Origin of the sequence: Rothia sp. HMSC064D08 (genome assembly GCF_001809525.1) — a bacterium.
GTDB lineage: Bacteria > Actinomycetota > Actinomycetes > Actinomycetales > Micrococcaceae > Rothia > Rothia dentocariosa.
The window spans coordinates 79,777-92,775 of the sequence record NZ_KV797900.1 but is presented as its reverse complement, the minus strand read 5'-3'; the positions used below and the strand labels follow the sequence as shown (position 1 = coordinate 92,775).

The 12,999-nt window shown below is 52.6% G+C and carries 10 protein-coding genes and 1 pseudogene; all 11 read right to left on the bottom strand.

Annotation, left to right across the window (positions count from 1 at the left end):
- Positions 1-51: 51 nt before the first annotated feature.
- Entirely contained in the window at positions 52-663 is a 612-nt protein-coding gene (gene nrdR / locus HMPREF2625_RS07195; protein ID WP_070523452.1) for a transcriptional regulator NrdR, read from the bottom strand.
- A gap of 251 nt (positions 664-914) precedes the next feature.
- The gene (gene dnaE / locus HMPREF2625_RS07190) at positions 915-4,457 is read right to left on the bottom strand and encodes a DNA polymerase III subunit alpha (RefSeq protein WP_013398849.1); all 3,543 of its coding nucleotides are present in this window, start codon (positions 4,455-4,457) and stop codon (positions 915-917) included.
- 56 nt (positions 4,458-4,513) lie between these two features.
- A complete protein-coding gene (locus tag HMPREF2625_RS07185; RefSeq protein ID WP_004004401.1) occupies positions 4,514-5,422 on the bottom strand; it encodes an RluA family pseudouridine synthase in 909 nt (302 codons plus the stop codon).
- Positions 5,423-5,488: 66 nt separating this feature from the next.
- Entirely contained in the window at positions 5,489-6,112 is a 624-nt protein-coding gene (lspA, locus tag HMPREF2625_RS07180; RefSeq protein ID WP_004004400.1) for a signal peptidase II, read from the bottom strand.
- Between the two features lie 170 nt (positions 6,113-6,282).
- Positions 6,283-6,867 (bottom strand): DivIVA domain-containing protein, encoded by a 585-nt coding sequence (locus tag HMPREF2625_RS07175; RefSeq protein WP_013398846.1) that lies wholly within the window; start codon positions 6,865-6,867, stop codon positions 6,283-6,285.
- Between the two features lie 274 nt (positions 6,868-7,141).
- The gene (locus HMPREF2625_RS07170; protein WP_004004398.1) at positions 7,142-7,444 is read right to left on the bottom strand and encodes a YggT family protein; all 303 of its coding nucleotides are present in this window, start codon (positions 7,442-7,444) and stop codon (positions 7,142-7,144) included.
- A 3-nt stretch (positions 7,445-7,447) separates the two neighbouring features.
- Positions 7,448-7,759, bottom strand: a pseudogene (locus HMPREF2625_RS11060) (cell division protein SepF); the annotation flags it as partial.
- Positions 7,760-8,571: 812 nt separating this feature from the next.
- Positions 8,572-9,393 carry a YggS family pyridoxal phosphate-dependent enzyme gene (locus HMPREF2625_RS07160; RefSeq protein WP_048751954.1) on the bottom strand — a complete coding sequence of 274 codons (822 nt, stop codon included), beginning with the start codon at positions 9,391-9,393 and terminating at the stop codon, positions 8,572-8,574.
- A 54-nt stretch (positions 9,394-9,447) separates the two neighbouring features.
- Positions 9,448-10,263, bottom strand: coding sequence for a purine nucleoside phosphorylase YfiH/LACC1 family protein (locus HMPREF2625_RS07155; RefSeq protein ID WP_048751955.1), 816 nt, complete (start codon positions 10,261-10,263; stop codon positions 9,448-9,450).
- 94 nt (positions 10,264-10,357) lie between these two features.
- Entirely contained in the window at positions 10,358-11,569 is a 1,212-nt protein-coding gene (gene ftsZ / locus HMPREF2625_RS07150) for a cell division protein FtsZ (RefSeq protein ID WP_048751957.1), read from the bottom strand.
- 209 nt (positions 11,570-11,778) lie between these two features.
- Positions 11,779-12,999 carry a cell division protein FtsQ/DivIB gene (locus tag HMPREF2625_RS07145; RefSeq protein WP_246826740.1) on the bottom strand — a complete coding sequence of 407 codons (1,221 nt, stop codon included), beginning with the start codon at positions 12,997-12,999 and terminating at the stop codon, positions 11,779-11,781.

Below are 12,999 nucleotides of genomic sequence, written 5' to 3'. Positions count from 1 at the left end.
CTATCTGCTCGTCAAAATACTATCTGCTCGCGAGGAGTAGCTGTTGAAGTTTTAGAGGAACGTCCCCTGAAGCGGGTTGCTCTCGTTTGATTTCCCGGAGCGAGCCTTGGTAGTTTTGGCGGTATTTTTCTTCGCGGGCTTCGCGTCTTTATCTCGTTTGTCTTGGGAAGTTTTATCCGAAGAGGCTACCGCGTCCTCGGGAGGCTCTGCGTCTCCCACGCGGTCTTCACGCAGAAGAGCGATCGCGGATTCAAAGTCTTCAAGGTTCTCGAACGCTTGGTAAACGCTGGCAAAGCGCAGGTAGGCTACCGCATCCAGTTTGGAGAGCGGTTCAAGGATGGTAAGTCCCACCTCGTGCGCGTTAATTTCGGCGAGTCCGCGGGCCCGAATAAGCTCTTCGACTTCTTGAGCAAGTTTTGCCAAATCGTCTTCACCCACCGGACGCCCCTGGCAGGCTTTACGCACACCGGCAGCAATCTTAGAACGGTCGAATGGCTCGGTCACACCGGAGCGTTTAATAACGGAAATAGTGGTTGTTTCAACGGTTGTAAAACGCCGACTGCACGCGGTACATTGGCGGCGGCGGCGGATAGCCGCGCCGTCGTCGGTGGTTCGCGAATCTACTACGCGAGAGTCTGTGTGCTTGCAGTACGGGCAATACATGGTGTCTCCTCAGATGGGCACTGTGCAGCACCCGCGTCGAGCATCATCATTCTTATTTTACCGATGCCGTCAAGAGAACCGTCAGAGGCTTGTGTCCATCCTAGCCACGCCCACGATGGTTTAACACCCAGTTTTAGCCCGCCGTGTAGATCTCTGAAGAGCTGACCTAACGGTTCGGTAAGGATTATCCAGGGGAATTACCCCTCCTGAATAAGCCTTACCCATACCGCTAGATATTGAGGGCTTCTCCCCTACCGGCGAATGCAGCTGGGACCGAAAATCGTCTTAATCTCACCAAAGAGGCTGGGATTGGGATCAACTCGCACACTCGAATCCAGAAGGACCAGCTGTTCTTTATCGCGAGTGCGCAGGAGCATCCGGACATCCACATTCCCGCGATGATCGCGCAGAACGTCCTTCAGCTCTTTAAGACGGTCCTCCGTCACGTGGTACTCGGGCACCGAAATCGTAATCGGGGCGCCGCGACCATCATCGCTCAGTTCAAGAATCTGCATTTCCTGGGCGCTCATATTCACGCTGCCGTCATCACGCCGCTGAATACGACCCTTAATAGAACAAATCAGGTCATCTGCCAGGGCGTTGCCCATCGTCTCATATGCACGGGAAAAGAACATGACGGTCAGGGTAGCGCCCGATGAGTCCTCAAGCTCTACCGACGCATACTGGTTACCACTCGACTTGGCAATACGCCGCGAAACACTCGTGAGCATGCCCGCGATCGTTACCACTTCGCCGTCGCGAATATGCGAGTCCTCGTCGATAATATCGTGCACAGATGCGGTTGCCGCGTCCGAAAGTGCACGTTCCAGACCGCGCAGCGGATGATCGGAAACGTACAGACCCAGCATTTCACGTTCGAAATTCAGTTTCTCGCGGCGTTCCCAGTCGGGAATATCTGGAACTGTCACCGAAAGATCATCACCGAGTGCATCATCCATACCCAGGGATCCGAAGAGGTCGAACTGTCCTGCCGCCTCTTTGCGCTTTACGGAGACCGCCGCGTCTACTGCCGACTCGTGTACCAGCGAAAGCGAACGGCGAGTATGTTTCAGCTCATCGAAAGCACCCGCCTTAATCAGCGATTCAATGGTGCGTTTATTACACACAACCAGCGGAACTTTCTTCAGGAAGTCGTTGAAAGACTCGAAGTGCCCCTTCTCTTCGCGGGCTGCAATCATGCCATCGACCACGTTTGCGCCCACGTTACGAATAGCGCCCATGCCGAAACGGATATCCTTCCCCACAGGCGCAAAGGTCAGGGTGGATTCGTTCACATCCGGGGGCAGCACGGTAATACCCATGGCACGGCATTCGTTGAGGTACAGAGCCAGCTTATCCTTGTTATCGCCCACACTCGTTAGCAGAGCCGCCATATATTCCTGCGGATAATGCGCCTTCAAATAGGCGGTCCAGTACGATACCAAACCGTATGCCGCAGTATGGGCTTTGTTGAATGCGTAATCGGAAAACGGAAGCAGAATATCCCACAGGGCCTTAACTGCGCCCTCCGAGTACCCGTTAGAAATCATGCCATCGTGGAAAGCCTCATATTGTTTATCCAGCTCAGCTTTCTTCTTCTTACCCATCGCGCGACGCAGCAGATCCGCTTCACCCAGCGTATAATTTGCAACCTTCTGGGCGATCGCCATCACCTGCTCCTGATACACAATCAGGCCATAGGTAGTATCAAGAATCTCGGCAAGAGGCTCTTCAAGCTCGGGGTGAATCGGCTGAATCTCTTGCTTACCGTTCTTACGAAGGGCATAGTTCGTATGCGAGTTCGCACCCATAGGTCCAGGGCGGTACAGGGCAAGCACAGCGGAAATATGCTCGAACTCTTCGGGCTCCATGAGTTTAAGCAGGCTGCGCATCGGACCACCGTCGAGCTGGAATACGCCTAAGGTGTCGCCACGCGCCAATAGGCGGTAGGATTCTTTGTCATCAACCTCTAGGTTTTCGAGGTCTATCTCTATGCCGCGGTTCATCTTGACGTTATCTAGCGCATCAGAAATAATCGTCAAATTGCGAAGACCCAAGAAGTCCATTTTGATAAGACCCAGGCCTTCACAGGTGGGGTAATCAAACTGGGTAATAACCTGCCCATCAGCCTCGCGGCGCATCACGGGAATCACGTCAGTCAGGTTTTTGCTCGACATGATAACGCCCGCGGCGTGCACGCCCCACTGACGTTTCAGACCTTCCAGACCTTTTGCGGTCTCGAAGACTTCGCCGTAAATCTTATCGACCGGGTCCTCGATAAGTGCACGCAGATCGCCCGCTTCGGAGTAGCGCTTATCTTCGGGGTTATACACATTGGCAAGTGCAATGTTCTTACCCATAACGTCCGGCGGCATCGCCTTCGTGAGGCGCTCACCTACCGAATAGGGCTGATCCATCACACGAGAAGCATCTTTGAGCGCCTGCTTCGCCTTAATAGTTCCGAAGGTGACGATCTGTGCGACTTTGTCTTCGCCATATTTCTCGGTCACATAGTCGATCACTTCGGCGCGGCGGCGATCGTCAAAGTCCACATCGAAGTCGGGCATCGACACGCGGTCGGGGTTGAGGAAGCGCTCAAAAATCAGGTCGTGATTGAGCGGGTTCAGATCGGTAATACGCATGGCGTAGGCGACCATCGAGCCTGCGCCGGAGCCACGCCCTGGGCCCACACGGATACCGTTGTTCTTTGCCCAGTTGATAAAGTCAGCCACCACCAGGAAGTATCCGGGGAACCCCATGGAGGTGATAACGCCTACCTCATATTCGGCTTGTTCACGTACCTTATCGGGCACGCCATTAGGGAATCGGTAGTGCAGTCCTCGTTCAACTTCCTTCACGAACCAGGATTCTTCGTTTTCCCCCTCGGGTACAGGGAAGTTTGGCATATAGTTCGCTTTGGTATTGAACTCGACGTTGCATCGTTCGGCGATTTCAAGAGTGTTCTCGCAGGCACCCGGAACATCGCCGAATATCTGATACATCTCTTCCGGCGAGCGCAGGTAGAAGTTGTCCGCATCGAATTTAAAGCGTTTAGGGTCGGTCAGGGTCGAACCGGACTGCACGCACAAAAGTGCAGCGTGCGCGGTGTGATCTTCTTGGCGAGTGTAGTGCAGATCGTTCGTCGCGACAAACGGCAGGTTGAGTTCCTTGGCCAGACGGTGCAGATCTGCTTGCACATTACGCTCGATATCAAGCCCGTGATCCATGACCTCACAATAGAAGTTATCTTTGCCAAAAATGTCACGGAATTCTGCTGCCGCTGCGACTGCCTCTTGGTACTGACCCAAACGCAGACGAGTCTGAATTTCTCCGGAAGGACATCCGGTCGTGGCGATGAGCCCTTTAGAGTAGGTTTGCAGTACTTCGCGGTCCATACGCGGCTTGTACAGCTGACCTTCCAGTGAGGCGACAGATGATGCGCGGAAAAGATTGTGCATGCCCTCGGTGGTTTCCGCCCACATAGTCATGTGGGTGTATGCACCACCACCGGAAACGTCGTCGCGAGAGCCATCGCCCCAGCGCACACGTGAACGGTCGGTACGGTGGGTTCCGGGAGTCAGGTACGCTTCCACACCGATAATGGGTTTAATATCGTTGGCCTTTGCTTGGCGCCAAAAGTCGAACGCACCGAAAAGGAACCCGTGGTCGCTGGTCGCCATCGAGTCCATTCCGAGTTCCCGTGCGTATTGAAAGAGATCGCCTAGGCGGGCAGCGCCGTCCAGCATGGAATATTCGGTATGCACGTGCAGATGCGCGAAGCCCTTCTTAGCCACGTTTTCTCCTCGTTAGCTGTGGTTGTTGGTCTCTTAGTGTGCTGACTGAGTTTTAGTTATGCTCTAGTAATGTTCCCGGTGCGAAGTGCCTCAAGTGCATAGTCTAAATCCTGCGGATAGGGGCTCTCAAATTCAACGCGCTCTCCGGTGGTAGGGTGAGTGAACCCTAGACGATGCGCATGCAGCCACTGCCGGGTCAGGCCAAGTTCGGCGCTAAACCGGGGGTCGGCTCCATAAGTGAGGTCGCCGCAACAGGGGTGCCGTAATGAAGAGAAATGCACACGGATCTGGTGAGTCCGTCCCGTTTCTAAATGCACCTCAACAAGAGAGGCAGACCCGAAAGATTCCAAAGTTTCATAGTGGGTAATAGAAGAACGTCCATCCTCAATAACGGCGAATTTCCATTCATGCCCGGGATGCCTGCCGATAGGAGCATCAATAGTCCCCATGAGAGGATCCGGCAGTCCTTGTACCAGGGTATGATATACCTTCTCAACGGTACGATCCTTAAAGGCACGTTTAAGCTCGGTATATGCCCGCTCGCTGCGTGCCACCACCATAAGCCCGCTAGTGCCGACGTCCAGCCGATGTACAATCCCCTGACGCTCCGCCGCCCCGGAGGTAGCCACGGTAACGCCTTCTCCCAGAAGAGCCGAAAGAACAGTGGGCCCATGCCACCCGTGAGAAGGATGCGCGGCAACACCAGCAGGTTTATCGACCACCACAATATCGTCATCACAATAGACTATGCCGAAGCCATCTACCTTTTCGGGCTGAATATCGGCAAGGTCACGCGGAGCAGGCGCATTCACAAACACAGTCTCGCCTGCGGACAGTTTATGCGACTTACCGATTTTCAGCTCATTTCCACGCTGAACCACACGCACATGCCCGTCGCGAATCCAGCCGGATGCGCGGGTACGCGGTATCTCAAGGGCACCGGCGAGAGCAGCGTCCAATCGCATACCTACTAGAGCCTCAGAAACATCGAACTCGGCGGTTATGCCTGCTGGCGCAACATTATCGGTCAATTATTCCCCTTCGGAGATCTTCTGAGTTTTCACGTGGGTAGATAGTGCGGAAGCCTTCTTCGCAGAGGATTTAGCGCGTGTACCAAGCAGCGTTATGCCACGAAAGTTAAGCAGTACGATTAAAGCCATACAAACGCAGATCGCCGAATCGGCAATATTAAAGATGGCAAAGTTAGGCACCGAAATAAAGTCCACCACGTGTCCCATACCGAATCCTGGCTCACGGAAAAGACGATCAAAAAGGTTTCCGAGAACACCGCCCAGCAGCCCTCCAAGGGCAAGGGTCCAGTTCAGAGCCCGCGTCCTTCGGAAGAGGTAAAGGACGGTTGCAGCGGCAAGCGCCATAATAACCGTAAATATCCAGGTTGCATTCTCGCCGAGAGAAAAGGCAGCGCCAGAATTCCTGATGGAATACCACCACAGAAGACCATCGATCACGGGGATGCGCTCCCCAATCTGCATCTTGGTAACCACCAGAAGCTTTGTGCCCTGGTCAATGAAAAAAATAATAAGAGCCGTTAGAATCCCGACTACCCATGCGCCGCATGATGAGAGTATGCGCGTAACAGATTTATGCGATGCTGTTGAACCAGCGGCAGACGCAGTGGTCTCTTCAGATTCCATGTATCTCCTCGGTGAAGGGCAATGAGCGGGGCGGCGGATGTTGTACCTGAATTCGCCCTCCTCTAGCTTATCTTAAGCCAGGTATAAACAACCGCCCGCAAAGCCAGTAGCAAAGTTCTTCTTGCCACGGATGCGGACGGTGTTTATAAAAAGGTATCGAAACTTAGAGCTTAGCGAGCATCTGCTTCAAAGGACTTAAGAGTCTTCAGCTCTTCAAGCTGAGAGGTGAGGTGTTCCTGCAACTTCGAACGGTAACGCGACTCAAAACCACGTAGGGATTCCACGGTGATTTCCAAGCTGTCACGCTCATCGGTGAGCTTGGAAAGAACCTCATCACGCTGAGAACGTGCAGCTGCCACCAGATCTTTAGCTTCTTTCTCACCCTTAGCAACGAGTTCTGCACGGGTTTTTTCACCCTGAGAGACGTATTCGTCATGGAGTTTCTGGGCCATGGCAAGCAGACCTGCTGCATCCTGAGCGCCGCCAGCAGCAACGGGTGCTGGGGTGCTGGTCTTATCCTGTGCAGCGGACTTAGCCGTTGCGGACGAAGAAGACGTATTGTTGGTCGCCGGAGTTGCCGAACCAGACTGGGCGGCTGCAAGCTTACGCTTGAGGGATTCGTTTTCGGTGTACAGCGCGCGGAGCTCAACAACAAGCTCATCAAGGTAATTATCAACCTCATCGCGGTCGTACCCGGATTCGTTTCTCACAATTTTGAAGCTCTTGTTAATCAGATCTTCGGGGGTGATAGCCACAGCTTATCTCCTTTGGAATAAAGTTATCTGTGAATAGGTTTTGGGATGCCCATAAATTTATTAAATAAACTTACGGTGCTGGCTAGGGTACCGCCCATTATTCTACTCTTCTCTACACTTCAAGACCCGATTTTCCAGGAATTCGGCGCAGAGAACCTCTTACCATCATAGTAAATGTATTTCCTGACGGAAAGTCTGCCTCGCCGTTATTGCTTCATACATCTTTATGCATATCAGAAAAATTTATGCTTTGACCAGGAAATATAACTGTTATTTAGCGTGAAAAAGTTAGTGTCAAAGAGGTCATCACTGACAATAAAAGTCCCACGCCTAAAATCAGAATCAGAAACCCAGTATCAAGGGCGAAATTACCAATACGCAGTGGCGGTACAACCTTGCGAAGCTGGTTCATAGGCCAGTCCGTTAGAGCATACACTCCAGAGGCGCACAGCAGGGCAATCCCTCGCGGACGCCACCCCGGCACAAAGACACGCACCCAGTCCAGAAGCATCCGCAAGAGCAACCCAATGTACAGAATGTGCAGGGCTATGGTAATGATGGCGAAGATGTACCCCATGCATTACCCCTGGTCAAAAGGAAACGGGCCCTCAGCCTCAAAAGCGCCCGGTGCCGGAGTCGTGTCAGCCCCCAGTACCTCTAGGTTTTCGGGGGTTAGCAAGAATACCTGCCCGGTCACACGTTCAATGCGACCTGAGAGCCCGAATGCGAGTCCGGAGGCAAAGTCCACAAGACGTTTAGCATCCGAATCGCTCATTTCAGCGACATTCATAATCACAGGAATATTCTCACGAAACGCTTCACCAATAATTTTGGCGTCGTTGTATGAGCGGGGGTGGATTGTTGTAATGCGGCGCAATTCGTCCTCATCTTCCTCGTAGGGGTATCCGGCACCAAGACCCTCGTCAATGCCGTAAGAGTTCACATCAAGCTCATGAACTTGATCGTAGCCGGAGGAAGGGTAGGGGTACTCGTCGGTCTCGTAGTGATTTTGCACCTGGTATTCCTCTCGGTTAGTTTTCTGTTCCCGGTGTGGGATTGGCGTGTAAGTCGCGGCAAACTGGTTGGTTTCTTGCCGCTGAGCTGAAGTTTGATAAGCAGACGATGCCGTAATCGCTTCTGATTCTACAGATAGTGGCTCCGCAGCGCCCGTTGCCTGTGGCATAGCTGCGGTATCAGGGTTAGCAGATGCTGGTGTGGGTAATGCATTCAGCCGGATTCCAGGTGATGGAGCGGGAGTTTCAGTGGAAGGAATAGATGCCTCATCCGTCGAATCATGACTATGGACATCCTGCATACCTTCCGATAATTCTTCAGTTTCCGACCCATAACGAGTCACGCCGAAGAAAGAACCGAGGCTATTGGCAAGTTTGCCACCGCCTTGTTTCGCCATTCTTTACTCTCGTTTCGCAGTCGTACATTCACATATATGCGGGAGATTCGCTCCACCGATACCTGAGATTCTAACGTGGGAAATAGCACCGCACATGCTGTCGGTTCGACACCGATTATATATGTTCACAGAGAATTTTGGGGGTATTCCCACGGGCTTTATTGACGATGATGCATATTCTTAAAGACGACGTCAACCAGCCCTCACAGGTGTATATTCTACCAGCGCTTGAAAATCCTATCAGCGTATTTCTCATCTGCTGCATGCCTTGCACAACAAAACTCGGTAAAAATCTAGGGGTAATCTCGCTTCCCCATGATGTCGCTTCCTACCCGCACACACGTAGACCCCCAGCGAATAGCGGCTTCTAAATCTGCACTCATGCCCGCCGAAATCTGATCTGCATGCGGGAACTCGGCGCGCAGACCCTGCGCCAATTCCCAGAGTTTTTCAAAGGATTCGTCAGGGTTCGCACCCAGTGGCGCTACCGCCATAATACCCCCACAGCGTAATTCTTCTTGAGCTTCGATACGCTCAGCAAGCTCTAAAATCTCGTCTTGGTCCGTTCCACCACGCGCCCCTTCCGATGCATGCCCGGCCGTTGCCTGCGCTTCAAGCGAAACCTGAATCAGACATTCTAGAGCTCCTTGGGATAGAGCCGCTGGGGCGTCCTGCTCCCCCGCCTCATAGCGAGCTACTTGGTTGCGATAGGCTTTTGCTAAAGAATCAATCAGAGACGCACGATCTACGGACTGTACCTGATGGGCATATTTTACGACGGACTTTGCCTTATTTGTTTGCAACTGCCCAATAAACGCCCAGTAAGCGGGGTCGGCAGGTTTTTCGATGGCTCGAAGAGCACGAGCTTTAGGAGCCGCCTCTTGATCACGATTCTCACCAAAAATACGTACCCCCTGGGTGTAAAGCGCTGCTACATCAGAGGCAGGGAAAAACTTGGTCACGGTGACAAGGCGAACTGCAGGGCTATGCTCGGTGCGCACACCACTGGTATCGGCTTCAGCATCGCGGACGCGCGCCATAACCCGCGCGTAGTTATCCGCAAGCTGTTGCGCGCGTTCCGAGGTGTACGTCAATGTCTGTTCTTCGCTCATCATCAGTCCCCTTTACCGATATACCCTCATACTCAGCTTTTCTTCGATTTTAAGATCTTAGGAAGGTTTCGTCACCCATACGAGCCCAGCGATACGTCCGGGTGCTTCACCTCGATTCATAAATCCTCGATGCGAAAAGAGGCTGGTGCTTTCATAAGTGCAGGCTGCCAAGTCGGTAGAAACCTCTATCTTCAGCTTATTCAAGAGAGCAATCGCTCCCGCTGGCAAATCTAAAGCTGGTGTTCCTTGGCTTGTCTGAGCGTATGTTTCAGGAATCTGCCGTGTCGCATGTTCGCGCATATCTTCAGGTACCTCATAGCAACTTCCGCATATACTAGGCCCTAACCACGCGTGAATCTGTGTTGCGCCCTGCTCTCGCATCGTCGCAACTGTGCGTTGAATAACTCCTGCAAGTAGCCCAGGACGCCCTGCATGCGCCACAGCAATAATGGGCACGTCATGTGGGGTAGATTTCTCTCCCACGAACACGAGTGGAATGCAGTCAGCAACCATAATAGCTAGAGGCTGACCCGTTGTACTGTAGGCAGCATCTGCTTGCGGAGCCTGCTCGCGTAATTGATCAGCACGTTTCAACGTATATGCCCCACACTCGTCATTCGGAGAAATCTGTGTACTCAGAATATGATCGGCGCATACAATATCTGCACCATGTACTTGATTGAGGTAGAGGAAAGGAGCTGAACCACAGAGACTTTGTACATCAGCACGGTTTTTCAGCGTTGCGGTATGGGGCTCGCCCGCATTAACATGAAGCCCCAAATTACCGGCCGACCGTGAAGTAAATCCGATATGCACGGTATATGGGCCGCTGGTATAAGTTCCTGTGGAGTAAAACGGGTTGAGGGTACTCATGGTTCTTTCTGCTGTCATAAGGTCAAAGCATACACAAAGGAGCCAGGACGTATATGTCCTTGGCTCCCTTATGTCTAAAAAGGATGTGTGCGACTTACTTCAGGAAGTCGGGCACATCGAGGGTATCGCGCCGTGCCGGGGACTCTTCCACGACGGGCGGTAGATCAACATCAAAGCCAGCTGCGGCAGGAACATCATTCTGCTGAGCACCATTCTGCGCACCGCCGAAACCATATCCGGTTGATGCGGGAGCTGCAGGAGCGGCCTGCGCAGAGCCGCCGAATGCCTGCTGGGTACGCTGCGCCTGAGCATTTGCCGAAGCTGAACTGTTAGCGTTGGTGTTAGTCTCAGGGTTGACGGCGTCAAATCCAGCGGCAATAACGGTCACACGTGCTTCATCACCCAAGGCGTCATCAATCACAGCACCGAAGATAATATTTGCGTCAGGATGTGCGACTTCCTGGACCAGGCGGGCAGCCTCATTGATCTCAAATAGACCGAGATCGGAACCGCCCTGAATGGAGAGGAGTACACCGTGTGCCCCATCAATGGATGCTTCCAAAAGTGGGGATGCGATAGCAAGCTCGGCGGCTTTAACAGCGCGGTCTTCACCAGCGGCAGAGCCAATGCCCATCAGAGCCGAACCAGCCCCCTGCATAACAGACTTAACGTCTGCAAAGTCAAGGTTGATCAGACCCGGAGTAGTAATCAGGTCGGTAATACCCTGCACACCGGAGAGAAGAACCTGATCTGCCGATTTGAATGCGTCAAGCATCGAAACGTTGCGATCAGAGATAGAGAGCAAACGATCGTTCGGAATCACAATGAGGGTATCTACTTCATCACGAAGTGCAGCAATGCCGGTTTCCGCCTGGTTCGAACGGCGACGGCCTTCAAAGGTAAAGGGACGAGTTACCACGCCGATCGTGAGGGCACCCAAAGAGCGTGCAATACGTGCTACAACGGGAGCACCGCCGGTACCGGTGCCGCCGCCTTCACCTGCAGTCACGAAGACCATGTCTGCGCCCTTGATAACCTCTTCGATTTCCTGGGCGTGGTCTTCAGCAGCCTGACGACCGACCTCGGGGTTTGCGCCCGCTCCGAGACCGCGAGTTAGTTCACGACCAACATCAAGTTTGACGTCAGCGTCAGACATCAAAAGTGCCTGAGCATCTGTGTTAATAGCGATGAATTCTACGCCTCGCAGACCAACCTCGATCATACGGTTGACTGCGTTGACGCCACCGCCACCGATACCGACGACTTTGATGACTGCCAAGTAGTTCTGGGGAGTTCCAGCGTCCATTTATCCCTCGATTATTTCGTGTAAATCTCTAGAAAAACCCAAAGGTTCAAGCAGAACCTTAGTCTTCCTAACCTCATAGTGACTTTATCTGCAAGGATACCAACAGTTTCACCAGGTTCCTAGTTGCCTGAGGTATTTGACGTGCATTATTTATAGATTTTTATAAAAAATCTATCTTTTTACCCGATGCTTAACCATAAGGTTAAAGGCTAACGAGTAACCGGAACACGCGGCGAAGAAACATCATAAGTGTTTACTTTATTAGCAGCTTGTCCTTGTTGCGCGGTTTTTGACTGGTCCTCATGTACCGCCTCCATCAGCTTGGTTAAAACCTTAGCTTTAAGGTCACTCTCTTCAGCTGTACCCCACTGCACGACAACCCCATCCTTCAAGGTTAAGTTAATATTTGAGGTTGAGCTTGCCCGTGCCTCCTTCACCTGCGTCAGGATTGTTGAGGGCAAAGCAGAGAGCACATTTGCAACCGTGCGGAAGGCCGCAGAGTCCTGGGGGGCTTCCTGCCCGACATCGACAAGCGGAACATTGATTCCATCAGCATTCTCAACTTCACGAAGTTTGATTCCCTCACTATCAACAACCACATATTTCCCGTCCTGATGAATGACGGCAACAGGGGTACGCTCTTTGAGGGTTACAACTAGTTCATGCGGAGGATGCGCCTCAATCTGCACGCCGCGCAGTACATGCTCCTGGTCTATAAGTTCACGCACCTTCTGATCATTAATACGAGTCAGCGGCGTGCCCTTGAGTGGTTCCAGTTTCTGCTCAACCTGCACGCTGTCCAATAGCGAAGCGCCTTCAACTCGAATAGTCTGAACAGAGAGCAGCGGAGAATAAAAGACCAAACCGATATATAGAAGCACAGCAAGCATAAACGCACCAACGCCATAAAGGATTTTCCGCAAGCGAGTGAGCGGACGTCGGCGCTTCGAAGTCTGACTCTTACTTTGGTCTTCTGCCAAAAGCCCGTCGAGCCCAGGGTCATTGCGTAATTGGGCGATACGCCCCTGCTCTTCGCGGATCTCCTGTTCCCGCGCTATCTCGGTTTGGCGTTCCTTCTCACGTTCACGACGCCATCGACCAAAGGTACTAGACGTAGATTTCGCCGATTGTGAATCCAGCTCATCCGGTTCAGATTCCCCTGCATCCAGACGTATACCACGGTCCTTGAGCTCTGAAGATTCAGAATACGTTGCACGGGAAGAACCCGTCTGGCTCTTACTTTCGGTATGAGTTTCTTGCTCAACAGGATTCGTCTGGTTCTGAGGGCTCATACCTTCAAAAGATTTTGACGTATCTTCAGCAGGTTTAGCTTTCTTTTTGCCGCGAACAACCGGTAACTTCGGAGTACGTACCGGTGAAGTCGCGAACGCTTCCGTGCCCGGTTTTCGCTCTTGACGTCCTTTAGCCAC

Excerpts from the sequence above, each read along its gene's own strand:
- nrdR (WP_070523452.1), bottom strand. The coding sequence starts at position 663 with ATGTATTGCCCGTACTGCAAGCACACAGACTCTCGCGTAGTAGATTCG.
- ftsZ (WP_048751957.1), bottom strand. The coding sequence starts at position 11,569 with ATGGACGCTGGAACTCCCCAGAACTACTTGGCAGTCATCAAAGTCGTC.
- HMPREF2625_RS07160 (WP_048751954.1), bottom strand. The coding sequence starts at position 9,393 with ATGATGAGCGAAGAACAGACATTGACGTACACCTCGGAACGCGCGCAA.
- HMPREF2625_RS07155 (WP_048751955.1), bottom strand. The coding sequence starts at position 10,263 with ATGAGTACCCTCAACCCGTTTTACTCCACAGGAACTTATACCAGCGGC.
- lspA (WP_004004400.1), bottom strand. The coding sequence starts at position 6,112 with ATGGAATCTGAAGAGACCACTGCGTCTGCCGCTGGTTCAACAGCATCG.
- HMPREF2625_RS07185 (WP_004004401.1), bottom strand. The coding sequence starts at position 5,422 with ATGCGATTGGACGCTGCTCTCGCCGGTGCCCTTGAGATACCGCGTACC.
- HMPREF2625_RS07170 (WP_004004398.1), bottom strand. The coding sequence starts at position 7,444 with ATGGGGTACATCTTCGCCATCATTACCATAGCCCTGCACATTCTGTAC.